Annotated in this window: 16 protein-coding genes and 1 tRNA gene; 5 read left to right on the top strand and 12 right to left on the bottom strand. The window is 55.0% G+C overall.

What is annotated here, in order from left to right; genetic code table 11:
* Position 1: 1 nt before the first annotated feature.
* Positions 2-2002: a bifunctional tRNA (5-methylaminomethyl-2-thiouridine)(34)-methyltransferase MnmC2/FAD-dependent 5-carboxymethylaminomethyl-2-thiouridine(34) oxidoreductase MnmC1 gene (mnmC, locus tag ACUY4Q_RS07455; RefSeq protein WP_458046413.1), complete on the top strand. Its 2001-nt coding sequence runs from the start codon at positions 2-4 to the stop codon at positions 2000-2002.
* 48 nt (positions 2003-2050) lie between these two features.
* On the opposite strand, the gene ACUY4Q_RS07450 is transcribed toward mnmC, so the two are convergent.
* The 6 genes from ACUY4Q_RS07450 to prmB are packed head-to-tail and all read right to left on the bottom strand — an operon-like array spanning position 2051 to position 6578.
* Positions 2051-2329, bottom strand: coding sequence for a YfcL family protein (locus ACUY4Q_RS07450; protein ID WP_458046412.1), 279 nt, complete (start codon positions 2327-2329; stop codon positions 2051-2053).
* Between the two features lie 9 nt (positions 2330-2338).
* The gene (locus tag ACUY4Q_RS07445; protein WP_458046411.1) at positions 2339-2887 is read right to left on the bottom strand and encodes an elongation factor P hydroxylase; all 549 of its coding nucleotides are present in this window, start codon (positions 2885-2887) and stop codon (positions 2339-2341) included.
* Complete coding sequence (locus ACUY4Q_RS07440) at positions 2884-3696, bottom strand: sulfite exporter TauE/SafE family protein (protein ID WP_458046410.1); 813 nt, start codon at positions 3694-3696, stop codon at positions 2884-2886. Before ACUY4Q_RS07440 ends, ACUY4Q_RS07445 begins: the two co-directional genes overlap by 4 nt.
* On the bottom strand, positions 3696-4517 hold the full coding sequence (gene mepA, locus ACUY4Q_RS07435) for a penicillin-insensitive murein endopeptidase (RefSeq protein ID WP_458046409.1): 822 nt from the start codon (positions 4515-4517) through the stop codon (positions 3696-3698). The genes ACUY4Q_RS07440 and mepA overlap by 1 nt, the downstream gene beginning before the upstream one ends.
* Positions 4518-4520: 3 nt before the next feature.
* A complete protein-coding gene (aroC, locus tag ACUY4Q_RS07430; RefSeq protein WP_458046408.1) occupies positions 4521-5606 on the bottom strand; it encodes a chorismate synthase in 1086 nt (361 codons plus the stop codon).
* Positions 5607-5645: 39 nt separating this feature from the next.
* On the bottom strand, positions 5646-6578 hold the full coding sequence (gene prmB / locus ACUY4Q_RS07425; RefSeq protein ID WP_458046407.1) for a 50S ribosomal protein L3 N(5)-glutamine methyltransferase: 933 nt from the start codon (positions 6576-6578) through the stop codon (positions 5646-5648).
* Between the two features lie 163 nt (positions 6579-6741).
* On the opposite strand from prmB, the gene smrB reads away from it, so the two are divergent.
* Positions 6742-7293 carry an endonuclease SmrB gene (gene smrB / locus ACUY4Q_RS07420; protein ID WP_458046406.1) on the top strand — a complete coding sequence of 184 codons (552 nt, stop codon included), beginning with the start codon at positions 6742-6744 and terminating at the stop codon, positions 7291-7293.
* 53 nt (positions 7294-7346) lie between these two features.
* Here the strand turns inward: smrB and sixA are convergent, their stop codons facing one another.
* The 4 genes from sixA to ACUY4Q_RS07400 form a co-directional block, all read right to left on the bottom strand.
* Complete coding sequence (gene sixA, locus ACUY4Q_RS07415; RefSeq protein WP_458046405.1) at positions 7347-7832, bottom strand: phosphohistidine phosphatase SixA; 486 nt, start codon at positions 7830-7832, stop codon at positions 7347-7349.
* Positions 7833-8041: 209 nt separating this feature from the next.
* On the bottom strand, positions 8042-10189 hold the full coding sequence (gene fadJ / locus ACUY4Q_RS07410; protein WP_458046404.1) for a fatty acid oxidation complex subunit alpha FadJ: 2148 nt from the start codon (positions 10187-10189) through the stop codon (positions 8042-8044).
* Positions 10189-11499 (bottom strand): acetyl-CoA C-acyltransferase FadI, encoded by a 1311-nt coding sequence (gene fadI / locus ACUY4Q_RS07405; protein WP_458046403.1) that lies wholly within the window; start codon positions 11497-11499, stop codon positions 10189-10191. The genes fadJ and fadI overlap by 1 nt, the downstream gene beginning before the upstream one ends.
* Before the next feature lie 164 nt (positions 11500-11663).
* Positions 11664-11948, bottom strand: coding sequence for a YfcZ/YiiS family protein (locus ACUY4Q_RS07400; protein ID WP_458046402.1), 285 nt, complete (start codon positions 11946-11948; stop codon positions 11664-11666).
* A 368-nt stretch (positions 11949-12316) separates the two neighbouring features.
* On the opposite strand from ACUY4Q_RS07400, the gene fadL reads away from it, so the two are divergent.
* On the top strand, positions 12317-13678 hold the full coding sequence (gene fadL, locus ACUY4Q_RS07395) for a long-chain fatty acid transporter FadL (RefSeq protein WP_458046401.1): 1362 nt from the start codon (positions 12317-12319) through the stop codon (positions 13676-13678).
* Positions 13679-13745: 67 nt separating this feature from the next.
* On the opposite strand, the gene mlaA is transcribed toward fadL, so the two are convergent.
* Positions 13746-14498 (bottom strand): phospholipid-binding lipoprotein MlaA, encoded by a 753-nt coding sequence (mlaA, locus tag ACUY4Q_RS07390; RefSeq protein ID WP_458046400.1) that lies wholly within the window; start codon positions 14496-14498, stop codon positions 13746-13748.
* Positions 14499-14806: 308 nt separating this feature from the next.
* Between mlaA and ACUY4Q_RS07385 the strand changes: the two genes are divergently transcribed.
* Both ACUY4Q_RS07385 and ACUY4Q_RS07380 read left to right on the top strand, forming a co-directional pair.
* Positions 14807-15754 (top strand): formate/nitrite transporter family protein, encoded by a 948-nt coding sequence (locus ACUY4Q_RS07385; protein WP_458046399.1) that lies wholly within the window; start codon positions 14807-14809, stop codon positions 15752-15754.
* Between the two features lie 68 nt (positions 15755-15822).
* Positions 15823-15897 (top strand) — tRNA-Arg (locus ACUY4Q_RS07380).
* 133 nt (positions 15898-16030) lie between these two features.
* On the opposite strand, the gene ACUY4Q_RS07375 is transcribed toward ACUY4Q_RS07380, so the two are convergent.
* The gene (locus ACUY4Q_RS07375; protein WP_458046398.1) at positions 16031-16906 is read right to left on the bottom strand and encodes a LysR family transcriptional regulator; all 876 of its coding nucleotides are present in this window, start codon (positions 16904-16906) and stop codon (positions 16031-16033) included.
* Between the last annotated feature and the right edge of the window lie 14 nt (positions 16907-16920).

Raw genomic sequence — 16920 nt, 5'->3', positions numbered from 1 at the left:
CGTGAAACATACCGCTATACAATCTGCCAACCTTGCGTTCAACGCTGAGGGTACACCTGTTTCCCGAGATTTTGACGACGTCTATTTCTCAAACGACAACGGGCTGGAAGAGACCCGCTACGTGTTTCTCGGCGGCAATGCATTAACCGCCCGTTTTCCTGAACATCCACGCCCGTTGTTTATCGTGGCGGAGAGCGGTTTTGGCACCGGTCTGAACTTCCTGACGTTATGGCAGGCCTTTGATGCCTTTCGCGCCGCGCACCCGCAGGCTACCCTGGAAAGATTACATTTCATCAGTTTCGAAAAATTCCCCTTAACCCGTTCTGACCTCACCCTCTCGCATCAGCACTGGCCGGAGCTGGCGCCGTGGGCCGCTCAGCTACACGCGCAGTGGCCGCTTCCACTGGCAGGCTGCCATCGCCTGCTGTTAGACGAAGGGCGAGTGACGCTGGATCTGTGGTTTGGCGATATCAACGAACTGACCGATAAACTGGACGACTCACTGAATCAGCAGGTCGATGCCTGGTTCCTTGACGGCTTCGCCCCGGCAAAAAACCCCGACATGTGGACGCCGGCGCTGTTTGCCGCTATGGCCCGTCTGGCACGCCCTCAGGGTACGCTGGCGACCTTCACCTCCGCCGGGTTTGTCCGCCGTGGGTTACAGGAAGCGGGCTTTACCATGCAAAAAAGCAAAGGCTTTGGACGCAAGCGCGAGATGCTCACCGGGGTGATGGAGAAAAACACGCCTCCCCTCCCGCGTACCCCCTGGTTTGCCCGCAGCGGAACAGACAGACGTGAGGTCGCGATCGTTGGCGGTGGCGTTGCCAGCGCCCTGCTCTCGCTGGCCCTGCTACGACGCGGCTGGCAGGTTACGCTCTATTGCGCTGATGATGCCCCCGCCCAGGGCGCATCCGGTAATCGCCAGGGCGCGCTCTATCCGCTGTTAAGTGCCCACGACCCGGCGTTAAGTCAGTTCTTCCCGGCGGCCTTTACCTTTGCCCGCCGTCTGTATGACGCCCTCCCCCTGGCGTTTGACCACGACTGGTGCGGGGTCATCCAGCTGGGCTACGACGAAAAAAGCCAGCACAAAATAGCCCAGATGCTGTCGCTGAGTCTGCCCGCAGCGATGGCCCATGCCGTCGATGCCGAGCAGGTATTCCAGATGTCGGGCGTCGAAACCGGCTACGGCGGCGTTCATTACCCGGCGGGCGGCTGGTTGTGCCCGGCTGAGCTAACGGCGGCAGCCCTCGCTCTTGCTGAGCAACAGGGGCTACGCATTCATTATTGCCACCCGGTTGAAAGTGTTGAACAGCAGGGGGATAACTGGCTGTTGACGCTGGATGATGGCACAACACGTACACATGAAAGCGTTGTGCTGGCAAACGGTCATCGGGTCAGCGATTTTGTGCAAACGCAGAAGCTGCCGGTCTACCCGGTAGGCGGTCAGGTCAGCCATATCCCGACCTCTGCGGCACTCAGCCAGCTACGCCAGGTGCTGTGTTATGACGGCTACCTGACGCCGCAAAATCCCAATAACGCGCGCCACTGCATTGGCGCAAGCTACCATCGCGGTCAGCGTGATGTTGCTTATAGCGAAGAGGATCAACAGCACAATCGCCAACGGTTGTTGGACTGTTTTCCGCAGGCGCAATGGGCAAAGGATGTGGATGTCAGTAAAGGTGAGGCGCGTGTCGGTGTGCGTTGTGCGACGCGCGATCATCTGCCGGTGGTGGGGAATGTGGCGGATTATGAGGCCACCCTGCGCGAGTATACTGATTTGATGGCGGATCAGGAAAATGCCGTCAGCGCACCGGTTTACCCTGGGCTGTTTATCATCGGTGCCTTAGGTTCGCGCGGTTTGTGCAGCGCGCCGCTGGCAGCAGAGCTGCTGGCATCGCAGATGAGTGAAGAACCGCTGCCGTTAGACCGCGAGACGCTGGCGGCGATGAACCCCAACCGGTTGTGGGTGCGCAAGCTACTGAAAGGCAGGTTAGTGAAGTAAGCACACCGTGTCGCCCTTTCCCACCGGGAGAGGGCGACAACAAGACCCTTAGTTGGCCTGCGCTTTCTGGAACAATGTGTCCCACATGCCCAGCACCAGCACCTGATCCGGCGGGGAGAGTTCACCTGCCTGAATCGCTTTTTCCAGGCTCACGCTGACTTTCTCGTGCAGCGCCTGCGCGGAGTGATCGTCACCGCTTTCCAGTTCAGCCACGGCCAGCGTCAGGTGACCGCGCAGATAACCGCCTGCAAACAACTCATCGTCACTGGCGTGCTCTACCATGTCATCAATCAACGCCAGGATGCGGGTTTCAAATTCTGCGATCATCTTTTTTCCTCAGTTAAGATCTTCCGGCCACGGGAAGTGTTCCGCCTTCAGTTCAGGCGTGTGGTAATAATTTTGCAGCGCTTTAATAAAGCGCGCCGGACGTTCAGGGATGCCCTTTTCGAGATATTCCATCACCTGCGCATGCACGCGACGCTGAAACGCAATACGGTCAGGTTCAATGTCACCTTCCAGATTGTCACAGCTGACATTAAACGGGTAACCCGCCGCCACGCAGAACAGCCAGTCAAATGACTGCGGTTTCACCTCAACGTCTTCGAACTGGCACTGGGTTTGCGCATCGCGCCCGTCCGGGCAGTACCAGTAACCAAAATCCACCTGTTCGCGACGCGCTTTTCCGGCGATGCACCAGTGAGAAATTTCATGCAGGGCGCTGGCATAGTAGCCATGGGCGAAAACAATGCGGTGATAAGGCACGTCCGCATCCGCTGGCAGATAAACAGGTTCATCATCGCCTTTAACCAGGCGGGTATTAAAGTCTTCGGCAAAGCAGCCGTCAAAAAGGGAAATCAATTGTTCGTAGTTATGTGTTGTATTCATGTACTCATCCCCAGAAACTGGAGAATCTCCTGCCCATGGCTATCAAAAAGTAATTTTGCACTCATCACCGCAGAGACTATAACAATCATCGGACGAATCAGTTTTTGCCCTTTACTGAGCACCAGGCGGGAGCCCATACGCGCCCCGAGGAACTGACCGATGAGCATCACAAACCCGGTTGCCCAGATAACCTTGCCGCCAATCACAAACAGCAGCAGCCCACCAAAATTGGAGGTGGCATTCAATACTTTGGCGTGCGCGGTCGACTTCGCCAGGTTGAACCCGGCAAGGGTGACAAACGCCAGCGCGTAGAACGATCCTGCGCCTGGCCCAAAGAAGCCATCATAAAAGCCGACGCATCCGCCCGCCACCAGCGCAAACGGCAGACCGTGCAGACGACGCTGCCTGTCCTCTTCACCCAGTTTTGGCATCAACAGAAAATAGAGACCGATACAAATAACCAGCAAAGGAAGAATCTGGCGTAACACGTCTGATTTCACATACTGCACCAGCAAGGCGCCGCTGGTGGAGCCGATAAAGGTCATCAGGATATTGAGTTTCTGATCCGCCAGATTGACCACTTTGCGGCGCAGAAAATAGATCATCGACGAAAACGATCCCCCGCAGGCCTGCAGTTTGTTGGTCGCCAGTGCCTGAGCCGGCGTCATGCCTGCGGCCAGCAACGCGGGTACGGTCAGCAGTCCGCCGCCGCCCGCCAGCGCATCAATAAAACCGGCCAGTAACGCCACGAAAAAAAGAACCGCCAGCATCCACGGCGAGACCATAAATAACTGTATGAAAGTGTCCATTACAATACGTGTTCGTCCAGTAGCGCCTGACAGGAAGGGGGCAACGGCGGCGGCGTGGTTTTCTGCGGCGTCGTTGAAGGTTTAGCCGGTTCGAACCAGCTCTGTAGCTCCGCGCCGCAGCCGTCACCGGCAGGGGGCAGCGCCTGATCTTCACACTCCAGGCTATCCGCCGGGCAGCGCAGGCGCACATGCATGTGGGCACGGTGCTGGAACCATGGGCGAACTTTACGCAGCCAGTCGCGATCCGTTCCTGCATCCAGGCAGAGCTGTTGTTTGATGGCCGGGTTAACGAAAATACGCGTCACGTCGTTATCCTTCGCCGCCAGCTTGATCATGCTGCTGATTTCCGGCTTCCACAAGGCGGGTACCACCGCTTTGCCGCTGCGAGACACCAGATCCAGCGCCTGTGGTTTCAGCAACTGCGCCGACGTCCAGCGAGCTTTCGGCAATTGCAAAAAGATATCGACGTCGAGGCCCGACTGATGGCTGGCGTGACCGCCGTTAAAACGCCCGCCCGCAGGCATCCCCATATCGCCAATCAGCATCGTGCCCAGCCCCAGGTTGTGTACCTGATTTCCGAGACGCTGAATAAACAGAACCAGATCCGGATGGCCGAAATAGCGACGCTGATCGGTGCGCATCACCTGATAGGTGTCCGACTGCAACGGCAGTTGGTGAGCACCGACGATGCAGCCATTGGAAAACGCACCAATAGACTGCGGCGCGCCGGTGATGGGATGGGTGATTTTCTGCCAGGGCGTTGCCGCCTGGCAGGCAATGCTGGCGACAAGCGCCAACAGTGCAAGGGCTGTTTTCTTCATCGTTTACCAGCGGGGAATAGTGGTCGTCACATCGCCATTTTGCGCACGCTGGCGCATAAAGTGATCCATCAGGACGATAGCGAGCATGGCTTCAGCAATGGGTACAGCGCGGATGCCAACGCAAGGATCATGACGCCCTTTGGTTATCATCTCGACTTCTTCACCAAAACGGTTAATGGTGCGGCCAGGCACCGTAATGCTGGAGGTGGGTTTCAACGCAATGTGGGTCACGATCTGCTGCCCACTGCTGATCCCACCCAAAATGCCGCCTGCGTGGTTGCTTTCAAAACCCTGAGTGGTGATTTCATCGCGGTTCTGGCTGCCGCGCAGGTTGACCACGCCAAAGCCGTCGCCTATCTCCACGCCTTTTACCGCGTTGATGCTCATCATGGCATGCGCAATATCAGCATCCAGACGGTCAAACACCGGCTCGCCCAGCCCTGCCGGCACACCTTCGGCTACCACGGTGACTTTCGCGCCGATCGAATCACCCTCTTTTTTCAGGCTGCGCATCAGTTCATCCAGTGCGTCAATTTTGTCCGGGTCCGGGCAGAAGAACGGGTTCTGCTCCACCTGCTCCCAGTCTTTAATGGCGAGAGGAATCTCCCCCATCTGGGTCAGACAGCCGCGAATCACAATCCCGAATTTCGCGGCGAGGAATTTCTTGGCAATGGCGCCGGCTGCCACGCGCATCGCGGTTTCACGCGCGGAGGAACGACCGCCGCCACGATAGTCACGCAGGCCATATTTCTGTTCGTAGGTGTAATCCGCGTGCCCCGGGCGGAACACGTCTTTAATGGCACTGTAATCCTGCGAACGCTGATCGGTGTTTTCAATTAACAGGCCGATACTGGTGCCGGTGGTGACGCCTTCAAACACCCCGGAGAGAATTTTGACCTGGTCCGGCTCGCGACGCTGCGTGGTGTAGCGAGAGGTTCCCGGACGGCGACGGTCCAGATCGTGCTGAAGATCGGCTTCGGTCAGCGGAATGCCCGGCGGCACACCGTCGACGATACAGCCCAGCGCGATGCCATGGGATTCGCCGAAGGTGGTGACGCGAAACAGTTGTCCAATTGTATTTCCTGCCATCACGGCTCCGTTATTTTGCTGTTGTTGTTGAGCGTTTGCTTAATCTTTATAGATGCTGAAATGTTCACGGGCGGCGAGAAGCTGCGCTTTGGTCAACATAAAGACACCGTCACCGCCATTGTCGAACTCAAGCCAGGTGAAGGGCACATCCGGGTATTGTTCCATCAGATGTACCATGCTGTTGCCCACTTCACAAATCAGAACGCCGTTGTCGGTCAGGTAGTCTGGCGCGCAGCCAAGAATGCGGCGGGTCAACTTCAGACCATCGCTGCCGGACGCCAGCCCCAGCTCCGGCTCGTGGCGATATTCAGACGGCAAATCATCCATATCTTCTTCATCAACATACGGCGGGTTAGTCACAATCAGGTCGTACTGAACTTTCGGCAGGTCGCGGAAGAGATCGGAGCAAATTGGCGTGACGTGATGAATCAGACCGTGCTCTTCAATGTTGTGCTCGGTTACCGCCAGCGCGTCCGGGGAAATATCCACGGCATCCACTTCCGCGTCCGGGAAGGCATAGGCGCTGGCAATCGCAATGCAGCCGCTGCCGGTGCACATATCCAGAATATGCTGAGGTTGACTGTCGATAAGCCCGGCAAAGCGGTTATTAATCAGCTCACCAATGGGCGAACGCGGCACCAGCACGCGCTCATCCACATAAAATTCGTGACCGCAGAACCAGGCTTTGTTGGTGAGGTAGGCCACCGGAACGCGCTCATTGACGCGGCGAATCACGCGCTCAACGATGCGATGACGCTCGCTGGAGGTCAGGCGGGCATTGCGCATCTCTTCCGGGATATCCAGCGGCAGGTAGAGGGTCGGCAGTACCAGTTGAACAGCTTCGTCCCACGGATTATCGGTACCGTGACCGTACCAGATGTTTGCCGCGCTAAATCGGCTGACCGACCAGCGCAACATGTCCTGAATGGTATGCAGCTCATTCACTGCTTCATCAACGAAAATTTTATCCACTTTATCCCCCAGGACATGCTCTCTATAAATTCGGCGGCTAGTTTGCCATGAAGACGGTGATAAATCAGCATTGACGCTTACACTGCGGGCGTAAAAATGCATTTTGCTGAAAAGCACAGGCCGAGTCGGGTAAACTAAAAGAAATAAGAGATGAGATGAACAGATGAAAAAGAAAGCATCACTCAGCGAGGAGGAACAGGCGCTATTCCGCCAGCTGATGACCGGCACCCGTCAACTCAAGCAGGATACGGTCGTGCATCCGCCAACGCGTAAAAAGGTGAGCGAAGTCCCGGTTAAGCGCCTCTTACAGGAACAGGCTGATAACAGTCACTATTTCTCAGATGAATTCCAGCCGCTCCTTAATACCGAAGGGCCGGTGAAGTATGTTCGCGATGATGTCAGCCACTTTGAGCTGAAAAAACTTCGCCGTGGTGATTACTCCCCGGAGCTGTTTTTGGATTTGCACGGTCTGACCCAGATGCAGGCCAAGCAGGAATTAGGTGCGCTGATTGCCGCCTGCCGTCGCGAACATGTGTTCTGCGCCTGTGTGATGCACGGGCATGGTAAGCATATCCTGAAGCAACAAACGCCGTTATGGTTGGCGCAGCATCCGCATGTGATGGCGTTCCATCAGGCCCCGAAAGAGTACGGTGGCGATGCCGCGGTGCTGGTGTTGATTGAAGTGGAAGAGTGGCAGCCGCCAGAACTCCCCTGAGCCAGAAAATAAAAAAGCCGCACAATGGCGGCTTTTTTTCACGGACCGGCGAGTCAGATAGCTTTTGCCATCTTCAGGTTGCAGGGACTCATTTGCCAGTTAAAGACACCTTTTCCGCTCTCATCCAGCGTCACGCTGGCAATGGCGGAGGTGGTGAACATGGGCGGTGCTTCACCCGGGCAGAGCTCGGACACCAGGTAGCCCACCAGCGGCAGGTGAGAAATCACCAGCACTGAAGAGATGCCTTCATTGGCCAGAGCCTGCAGATAGGCGCTGACCAGACCAATATCACCACACGGAGTCAGTTCCGGCAGGACATCCACGCTGTCAGGCAGGTTCATACAGCCGCCCACCTCTTTCAATGTTTGCTCAGCACGCAGGAACGGGCTGACCAGAACACGGTCGACATCCACTTTTTGGCCTTTCAACCAGGTTGCCATTTGACGCGATTCGTCACAACCACATGGGGTTAAGGGACGAACAGAGTCGCTGGCTGCATCGAGGGCTGCATCGCCGTGACGCATGATGAAAACTTGCATATTGCACCGCTTTTGTTAACCAGAAGCATTGATATTTCCGCGTGAAACAGTTCCATTACGACGGAAATGATCAATGGCCGGGCATTGTGCCTTATCCATTCACTGAATGAAACGCAGTCTTTTACCCTAATGCCGTAAGTATAGTCAATCACTGTTTACTAATTGACCACGACAATTTCATTCAGATCCAGATTTACCCTTTTTTGACCTTAACTTACAAAATCAGTTTCCTTATGGCCCCAAAAAGTTTCGCCCTCTTCAGCCATTTGTAACAAATGCTGACAGGGGGTGAAACGCTCGCCGTACTGTGCCGCCAGACGCTGCAAAGTGGCGACCACCTTAGCCGCGCCCAGCGTATCCATATAATGGAATGGCCCACCCAAGAACGGGGGAAAACCAATACCGAACACGGCGCCAATATCACCATCTCGCGGACTGCGAATGACCTTCTCGGCATGGCAGCGCGCGGCCTCGTTAAGCATCATCATTACGCAACGTTCAGCGATGCTTTCGGCAGGCAATGTGCCTGCGCCGGGCGCCCCGACAAGCGAGTAGATCGCCGGGTCAGGTTGTTTCTCGCTTTTACGCCCTTTCCTGGCGTAAAGATAGAAACCGCGACCATTTTTTCTGCCTTTGCGATCGTCATTCAAAATTGCTGACACAACGCTTGCGGGCGCACTAAATCGATCGCCATACGCGGCCTCGAGCACAGGAATAATTTTAGTCCCGGTATCAATTCCCACTTCATCCAAAAGTTGGATTGGGCCGACCGGAAAACCAAACTTCACTAATGCTTTATCAATATGTTCAATGCGCTCACCTTCACTCAGCAGGCGCATGGCTTCACTCATATAGGGCGCAAGAATGCGGTTAACGTAAAAGCCCGCTTTGTCTGCCACCACAATCGGCGTTTTACCCTGCTTCTTCGCCAGCTTCACCACCGTCGAAATGGTTTGCGCCGACGTGCCGGCGTGGGGAATGACTTCCACCAGCGGCATCTTCTCTACCGGACTAAAAAAATGTAATCCGATAACCTGTTCCGGCCGGGTCGCCTGCGCAGCAATGTCCGCGATGGGCAACGAGGAGGTATTGGAGGCAAAAATCGTCTGCGGGCCACACTGCGTTTCAATCTCGCCGACCATCTGCTGCTTAAGCGCCAGATCCTCGAATACAGCCTCGATCACCACATCCCGATGAGAGAAGCCACGGTAGTCCGTGGTGCCGGAAATACGCGACATCTGCGCATCCCGCTCTGCAGGTTTAAGGTGGCGACGACGGACCTTTTTATCAAGCTCCTGCCAGCTATATTGCAGAGCATGGTTAATGCCCTTCGGATTAATATCTTTTATGCGAACAGGCAGACCGCCTTTCACCGCTGTGACATAAGCAATGCCGCCGCCCATCAGCCCGCCGCCGAGAATACCGACGGTGCGTAGCGGACCCGCTTCAATCGTGCTACCCGGATCTTTTTTCACCTCAGTGCTGGCGAAGAAGACATGACGCAGCGCGCGCGATTCCGCCGTCATCGCCAGCTCCCCAAACGCACGCGCTTCGGCATCATAACCGCTGCTGCTGCCCTGACTGAGGCCCGTCTCTATCACGCTCAGAATGCGCGACGTGGCGGGGTAATTACCCTGAGTTTTTTGTTCGGTCTTTTTGGCGACCATACGGAACAGTACCGCGCGCCCCAACGGCCCTGCCAGCACACGCTCGCGTACCGGCAGATGACGGCTCACCGGCCGCCCCTGGGTGGCAAGCGTTGCGGCAGCCTCCAGTAAAATAGATGCGGGTACGACCTCATCCACCAGACCGGCTTTCAGCGCCTGGCGGGGGCGCAATTGCTTCCCGGTCAGGATCATCTCCAGCGCGGTGCTCACTCCCACCAGCCGCGGTAAACGCTGCGTCCCGCCAGAGCCCGGCAGCAGTCCAAGCTGAACTTCCGGCAACCCAAGCGCTGTTTTTGGCGAGTCGGTACACACCCGGCGATGGCAGGCCAGCGCCAGCTCAAGACCACCGCCGAGGCAAGGGCCATGAATCGCAGCGATCGCCGGGATCGATAAGCCGTGGATCTCTGCCATGACCTGCTGCCCCTGCCGCGCCAGATCCTCTGCTTCTTTGGCGCTCTGGCAGCGGTCAATCATGTTGATGTCTGCTCCGGCAATAAAATTGTCGGGTTTTCCTGAGATAAACACCACGCCGCGCAAGCTTTTGTTGTCGCGAATTTGCTTAAGGATCGCCCGAACCTGAGTGCCAAATTCGGCCTTAAGCGTGTTCATTTTCTCATCAGGCACGTTGATGGTCACAACAGCCACAAAATCCGGGCGTACGGTCAGGGTAAATGCCGATATCATTTCCATTATTCAGCCTCCAGAACCATGGCCGCACCCAGTCCCCCCGCCGCACAGGCGGTGACCAGACCAAATCCCCCGCCGCATCGACGAAGTTCATTCAGGGTTTGCGTGATCATTCGTGCACCCGTGGCAGCAAAGGGGTGGCCGTAGGCGATAGAGCCCCCAAGCACATTAAATTTGCTGTCGTCCACGTCGCCCGTGGCCTGCGCGCGTCCCAGCACATCGCGGGCAAAACGATCGCTTGCCATCAGCTTCAGGTTAGTCAGGGTCTGCGAGGCAAAGGCTTCGTGCATATCAAAGAGCGTGAGATCCGCAAGCGTCAGCCCGGCACGGTCAAGGGCCAGCGGCGTGGCCCAGGCCGGCCCCAGCAACATGTCCTGCTGAACGTCAATGGCGGTAAACGCATAGCTGCGCAGATAGCCGAGCGGTTTAAGCCCAAGCTCGCGGGCGCGGGATTCGGTCATCAGGATAACCGCCGCCGCACCGTCGGTGAGCGGCGTGCTGTTGGCGGCGGTCACGGTGCCGTGCTTACGATCAAAAGCCGGACGCAGCTTTGCGTAGTCCGCCAGGCTGGAGTTCTGACGCACGTTATTGTCCTGCACGAGGGGTTCGCGATAAGGCGGCGCGTAGGCGGTCATCACCTCGTCTTGCAGCTTGCCTTCAGCCCAAGCCTGAGCGGCGAACTGATGGGAACGGTGCGCCAGCGCATCTTGTTCCTCACGGGTAATGCCGTAACTTTTTGCCATCTGTTCAGCGGTGTCGCCCATACGCAGCCCGGTGGAATATTCCGCTACCGCCGGCGGCACGGGGAGCAAATCGTGTAAACGCAGGCGCGAGAAAAGTTTGAGTTTTTGCCCCAGGGTACGGGCTTTATTGGCATCCACCAGGGTACGGGCGAGTTTTTTACTGACGCCAATCGGCAGGACGGAAGAGGAGTCTGCCCCACCGGCAATACCGGCTCTGATGGTACCGGCCATCAGGCTTTCCGCCACATTAGCAACCGCCTGGAAGCTGGTAGCACAGGCGCGGCTGACGCTGTAGGCATCGGTATGGATGCTCATACCGGTTCCCAGCACAATTTCACGGGCAATATTGGGGGCTTCAGGCATCTGAACCACCTGGCCAAACACCAGTTGTTCAATAACCTCAGGTGGAATTTCACTGCGGGCGAGAAGCTCCCCCACCACCATTTTGCCAAGCTCAATGGCCGGGACACCGTGGAAGGCCGTCGCCTGACGAGCAAACGGTGTGCGCAATCCACTGACAATAGCGATGCGGTCCCCCTGGCGGGTGACAAGCGGTAATGCCTGACTCATAACACTCCCCTGTTAACAGCATGACCCATAAAGTGGTCTGACCTGATAACAGTCTTAACTATTTTTTTACATTTAGCCAATCAGAGGGGAGGAAAATTGAGAGCTAAGCCACAGAGATTATTGAGAATAACGCCCCCGCAGAGTGCGGGAGCGAAAAGCAAGAATTAACGCAGACCCAGCTGGAAAATCAGGGTTTCCGCTTCGCAGGCAAAGACGAAGTCGATATCCAGACGGACGCCCTGCGCCTCTTCCGTCCAGGTGGCGGTGATCTGGCAAGGCTCAGATTCCACACCCCGTGCTTTTGCCGTCAGGGCCGCCAGGGTTTCTTCCGCTTCGGCACGGTTGGCAAACACGCGGCTATAGGAGGCGGTGCAGTCGGAGTTGTCCATGATGGTACCAACATCCATACAGCAGCAAACCGGGGTTTCATCAGCACTGCATTTACTCATTGTGATTTCCTCTGAATTCGCACCCAAGGTGCCAGATAACGTTGCGCATATTTTACCCCCCTGACCGGGTCCCTCTCCAGTTGATAATCTGCAGAAAGCCTTCAAGTGACCGATATCACACTTAAAAATGATCTAAAACAATTTTCGTCCGATCCGCTTAGTGCCCCTGGCCGCAATTTTGCCACGCAGATCCCGTTTCGATGATCACATTTGAAAAAACATATATACAAGCTTGCAACATTTACGCTGGTCAGACCTATACTCTCGCCACTGGTCTGATTTGTAAGATGTACCGCAGACCCTACACTTGCGCCCCTGTTACGCCATGTAACATAGTTTAAATAAATATAATTGATGAGGTTTTGGTCATGAGCCAGAAAACCCTGTTTACCAAGTCTGCTCTCGCTGTTGCAGTGGCAATCGTCTCTTCCCAAGCCTGGTCAGCAGGCTTTCAGCTCAACGAATTTTCTTCTTCTGGCCTTGGCCGTGCTTATTCAGGCGAAGGTGCTATTGCTGATGATGCAGGCAACGTTAGCCGTAACCCTGCGTTGATCATGATGTTTGATCGTCCGACCTTCTCGGGCGGTGCTATTTTCGTTGATCCTGATGTTAACGTGACCGGTCGTTCGGTGATTGGCAACAACGCCAGCCAGGACAATATTGCGCCAACAGCGTGGGTACCTAACCTGCATTTCGTTGCGCCTATTAACGATCAATTTGGTTGGGGGGCATCACTGACCTCTAACTACGGTCTGGCGACAGAGTTCAATGACAGCTACGCAGCAGGCTCGATGGGCGGTAAAACCGACCTCGAAACGCTGAACCTGAACCTGAGCGGTGCTTATCGCCTGGATAATCACTGGAGCTTCGGTCTGGGCTTTGATGCCGTATACGCTAAAGCGAAGCTGGAGCGTTACGCAGGCGACCTGCCACAAATCATCGGTGCCAATATCCCGGCACTGGTGCGCGCCGGCCAGATCTCCCCGGCTCAGGCCGCAGCCATTGGTGCACAGGCAGGCGGTATCAGCCGTGATACCCAAATCGCTTACCTGAAAGGTGATGAGTGGGGCTTCGGCTGGAACGCCGGTATCCTCTATGAGCTGGATAAAAACAACCGCTACAGCCTGACCTACCGGTCTGAGATCAAAGTTGATTTCGACGGCGATTATAAGAGCAACCTGCCGGCGACGCTGAACCCGATCAACGCCGCGCTGGGTCTGGGTCTGCCATACGGCACCGGCGGTCAAACCACCGGAGGTGCGCTGACGCTGAACCTGCCTGAGATGTGGGAAGTGTCCGGTTATAACCGCGTCGCGCCACAGTGGGCAATTCACTACAGCCTGGCGTACACCAGTTGGAGTCAGTTCCAGGAGCTCAAAGCCACCAACAGCAACGGTCAAACGCTGTTCAAGAAAGACGAAGGCTTTAAAGACTCTTACCGTATTGCGCTGGGTACCACCTACTATATGGATGACAACTGGACCTTCCGTTCCGGTATTGCCTTCGATGACAGTCCGGTTCCGGCAGAAAAACGTTCTATCTCCATTCCGGATCAGGACCGTTTCTGGCTGAGCGCCGGTACCACTTACGCCTTCAACAAAGATGCCTCTGTAGACCTGGGCGTCTCTTATATGCACGGTCAGAAAGTGGAATTCACCGAAGGCCCGTATACCTTCAAATCTGAAGGTCGCGCATGGCTGTATGGTGCGAACTTTAACTACGCGTTCTGATTTTTGTCAGGCATAAAAAAAGGTGAGCCAGATAATGTGCTCACCTTTTTTATTGCTCTGCATTTACTTATTCAGAGTCGATATCTTTCAAATCGCCTTCAATGGCTTTCGCGTTCGGGTTTTCGTCCGGTTTGAGCTTGCCACCGTTCGCAATGAAGTCGTGGCGCTGGAAGTAGGCTTCACGCACCAGAATGTACGGGTCGGAAGACTGACGCAGCAGTCCATCAGAGTCCAGCAATTGCGCGCGTGACTCAATCCCCTGAACCGTCCATTTACCCACGGACAGCGGCCAGGTCAGCCACGAGAGTACCGGATAGAGCGTATCTGCCATATCGCCGCCATCTTCACGCAGCGTGAAGCTACCGTAGAACGGTAACTGCACGTAAGGGCCATAGCCCACACCGTAATGCCCAAGGGTGCTACCAAAGCGGTGCGGCTCGACCCGTTGCAGTTTCGGGTTCGACAATCCGGCAACGTCCATCAGGCCGCCCATTCCCAGCAGGGTGTTCAGGAAGAAGCGCGTAAAGTGCACCATGCCCTGGTAGGGATCGCCCTGCAGGAAATAGTTCACCATTATCGCCGGCTCTTCGAGGTTACTGGTGAAGTTGCTCAGGCCATTCCTCGCCGGTTGTGGCACATAGTCACGCCAGGCGACGGCAACAGGTCGCAGAACATACGGATCCAACACGTTAAAGTTGAAGCTGTACATGGTGCGGTTAAACCCTTCAAGCGGGTCGGAACGTCCCTGCTGATCCCCTGAACTGGCGCAGCCAACCAGCACGGTTGTGGCCAGCGCAAGCGCTGACAGGCGAAATTTCATAGATGTCTCCCTGGAGAAAATGGCATTGGCGAAACGCCATCCATGTGCACGCAACCGCGACGCAATGCGGTTTGCGTCATTAACATGTAACGCATTGTATCAGTACACCTTGTGATGTCTACGAAACGGGCATCCCACCATTGAGCATAGTCGCAGTTTGCCCCTCCGTTTCACTGCCATGGTATATAAAGTTGATGGTCGACGTATCGCCATAGTTGCCGTTATTTTCAAATTCAGACTGAGCCGCCCTGAAGACCGTATAAAAGCCGCTACGCTTAATGAATAAGACAATTTCTGGTGGAGTTATCATGGGCGACGTCGTAGAAGAAAAAATCGATAAACACACCGAAGAAATTAAGGTGGAGAGTGATGAGAAACAGCGTGGCGAGGAGATAGAAGTCGATGAAGACAGACTTCCCTCGCGCGCGATGGCCATTCATGAACATATTCGTCAGGATGGCGAGAAAGAGCTGGAACGTGACGCGATGGCGCTCTTTTGGTCGGCGATTGCCGCCGGGCTATCAATGAGCGCCTCGTTACTGGCAAAAGGGATTTTCCATGTGCAGCTTGAGGGGATTCCCGGTGCGTTTGTGCTGGAAAACTTCGGCTATACCTTCGGGTTTATTATCGTCATTATGGCCCGCCAGCAGCTCTTTACCGAAAACACTGTGACCGCCGTACTGCCCGTAATGCAGAATCCTTCATTGGGGAATTTCGGCCTGATGATGCGCCTCTGGAGCGTGGTCTTGCTGGGGAATCTCGTCGGCACGGGTGTGGCTGCCTGGGCGTTTGAATATCTGCCCATTTTTGACGAAGAGACGCGGGATGCGTTTGTGAAAATCGGCATGGATGTGATGAAAAACAGCCCGGCCGAGATGTTTTCGAACGCCATTATTTCCGGCTGGATAATTGCCACCATGGTGTGGATGTTCCCTTCTGCGGGTTCAGCCAAAATCGTGGTCATTATTTTGATGACCTGGCTTATCGCTCTCGCCGACACCACTCACATCGTAGTGGGCGCAGTGGAAATCTTTTATTTAATCTTTAACGGCAATATCCACTGGAGCGAGTTCTTATGGCCTTTCGCCCTTCCCACGCTTGCGGGCAATATCTGCGGCGGGACCTTTATTTTTGCCCTGCTGAGCCATGCCCAGATTCGCAACGATATGATTAACGCGCGCAAGGCAGAGGCCAAAGCCCGGGCAAAAGAGCAGCAATCCCCCCAGGATTTTGCAGAAAAAGAGGCGAAACGGTGACACTTTAACCAATTGGGCGCAGGTAAGCTTAACGCGCAGCCTGAATGACGTTATACTCCTGCCGCCTTGTCCCCTTAGTTAAATGGATATAACGAGCCCCTCCTAAGGGCTAGTTGCAGGTTCGATTCCTGCAGGGGACACCATATACACCTCTTCTGACATCCACCCATTTCAACGTGAACCTTTACACGTTTGTGGGCCTTCGTGGGTTTACCCCGTATTTAAGCACCTAAGAAACGAGATGAAGCCAGAAAAATATTGGCTATTGCACAGGCTTTAAATCAGTTTTATGAGTTTTTTCAACACTTCTGAGCATCGGTTTTTACGCCAAACTAACTCCCACTCCTGCTCCAGATTCAAATCTTTTAATGTTGAAAATATTACATTAGGCGGAGCCAGATTCCGCGTGCCTTCCGCAACGATGGTGCATCCCATTCCAGCAGAAACCAACGTTAACATTGATACTGCGTCGACACCCTGCATAACGGAACGCGGTGTAAAGCCTGCTTCGAAAAAACAGTGGATAAGCCTGTCATGCCAGGCCGGAGCCGCCGTTCTGGGGATCCAGATAAAGTCGAGACCTTGCAGTTCTTTCAGATACTCTGGTTTTTTATTATTTGGCCATTCCCAGTCAGCCGGATAGGCTAATAACATTTTTTCTTTATAAACGGGAATGCCCTCAAACAACGGGTCGTTTTGTGGCCTGAATAATAAGAACCCTGCATCCAGTTGCCCTTCAGCAATTCTGGCAAGCTGTACTTCTGAAATAAGATGATGAAGGGTTATACCAACATGTGGGGCTTCCTTTTTAAATTTCTTTAAGAGTTCTGTTATTGATGGCGCCGCATTTTGTATGACCGGAAGGGCAAGAGATATATTACCGCATTCTCCACGCGAAGCCCTTGTGGCCCTTTCCCTGGCGATATTTGCATCATCAAGTAACTTGTCTGCATCAACTAAAAACTGAGCCCCGGCATCAGTCAACTTCACGCCTCGCCCCGTTCGTTCTAACAGCAGTACTCCCAGGTCTTCTTCCAGCTTTTGGATCTGACGCGTCAGCGCAGGTTGAGCAATGTACAGCTCCTGCGCTGCCTGACTAATACTGCCTAGTTTAGCCACGACGGTGAAGTAGCGAAGCTGACGTAGTTCCATGGCTATACCTCATT

Source organism: Phytobacter cepae, assembly GCF_054165735.1.
Note: the sequence above shows the minus strand (reverse complement) of the source record. Positions and strands in the feature narration are given on the sequence as shown.

Excerpts from the sequence above, each read along its gene's own strand:
- fadI (WP_458046403.1), bottom strand. The coding sequence starts at position 11,499 with ATGAGTCAGGCATTACCGCTTGTCACCCGCCAGGGGGACCGCATCGCT.
- mepA (WP_458046409.1), bottom strand. The coding sequence starts at position 4,517 with ATGAAGAAAACAGCCCTTGCACTGTTGGCGCTTGTCGCCAGCATTGCC.
- aroC (WP_458046408.1), bottom strand. The coding sequence starts at position 5,606 with ATGGCAGGAAATACAATTGGACAACTGTTTCGCGTCACCACCTTCGGC.
- ACUY4Q_RS07400 (WP_458046402.1), bottom strand. The coding sequence starts at position 11,948 with ATGAGTAAATGCAGTGCTGATGAAACCCCGGTTTGCTGCTGTATGGAT.
- mlaA (WP_458046400.1), bottom strand. The coding sequence starts at position 14,498 with ATGAAATTTCGCCTGTCAGCGCTTGCGCTGGCCACAACCGTGCTGGTT.
- fadJ (WP_458046404.1), bottom strand. The coding sequence starts at position 10,189 with ATGGAAATGATATCGGCATTTACCCTGACCGTACGCCCGGATTTTGTG.
- ACUY4Q_RS07440 (WP_458046410.1), bottom strand. The coding sequence starts at position 3,696 with ATGGACACTTTCATACAGTTATTTATGGTCTCGCCGTGGATGCTGGCG.
- smrB (WP_458046406.1), top strand. The coding sequence starts at position 6,742 with ATGAAAAAGAAAGCATCACTCAGCGAGGAGGAACAGGCGCTATTCCGC.
- ACUY4Q_RS07385 (WP_458046399.1), top strand. The coding sequence starts at position 14,807 with ATGGGCGACGTCGTAGAAGAAAAAATCGATAAACACACCGAAGAAATT.
- fadL (WP_458046401.1), top strand. The coding sequence starts at position 12,317 with ATGAGCCAGAAAACCCTGTTTACCAAGTCTGCTCTCGCTGTTGCAGTG.
- ACUY4Q_RS07375 (WP_458046398.1), bottom strand. The coding sequence starts at position 16,906 with ATGGAACTACGTCAGCTTCGCTACTTCACCGTCGTGGCTAAACTAGGC.
- ACUY4Q_RS07445 (WP_458046411.1), bottom strand. The coding sequence starts at position 2,887 with ATGAATACAACACATAACTACGAACAATTGATTTCCCTTTTTGACGGC.
- sixA (WP_458046405.1), bottom strand. The coding sequence starts at position 7,832 with ATGCAAGTTTTCATCATGCGTCACGGCGATGCAGCCCTCGATGCAGCC.
- ACUY4Q_RS07450 (WP_458046412.1), bottom strand. The coding sequence starts at position 2,329 with ATGATCGCAGAATTTGAAACCCGCATCCTGGCGTTGATTGATGACATG.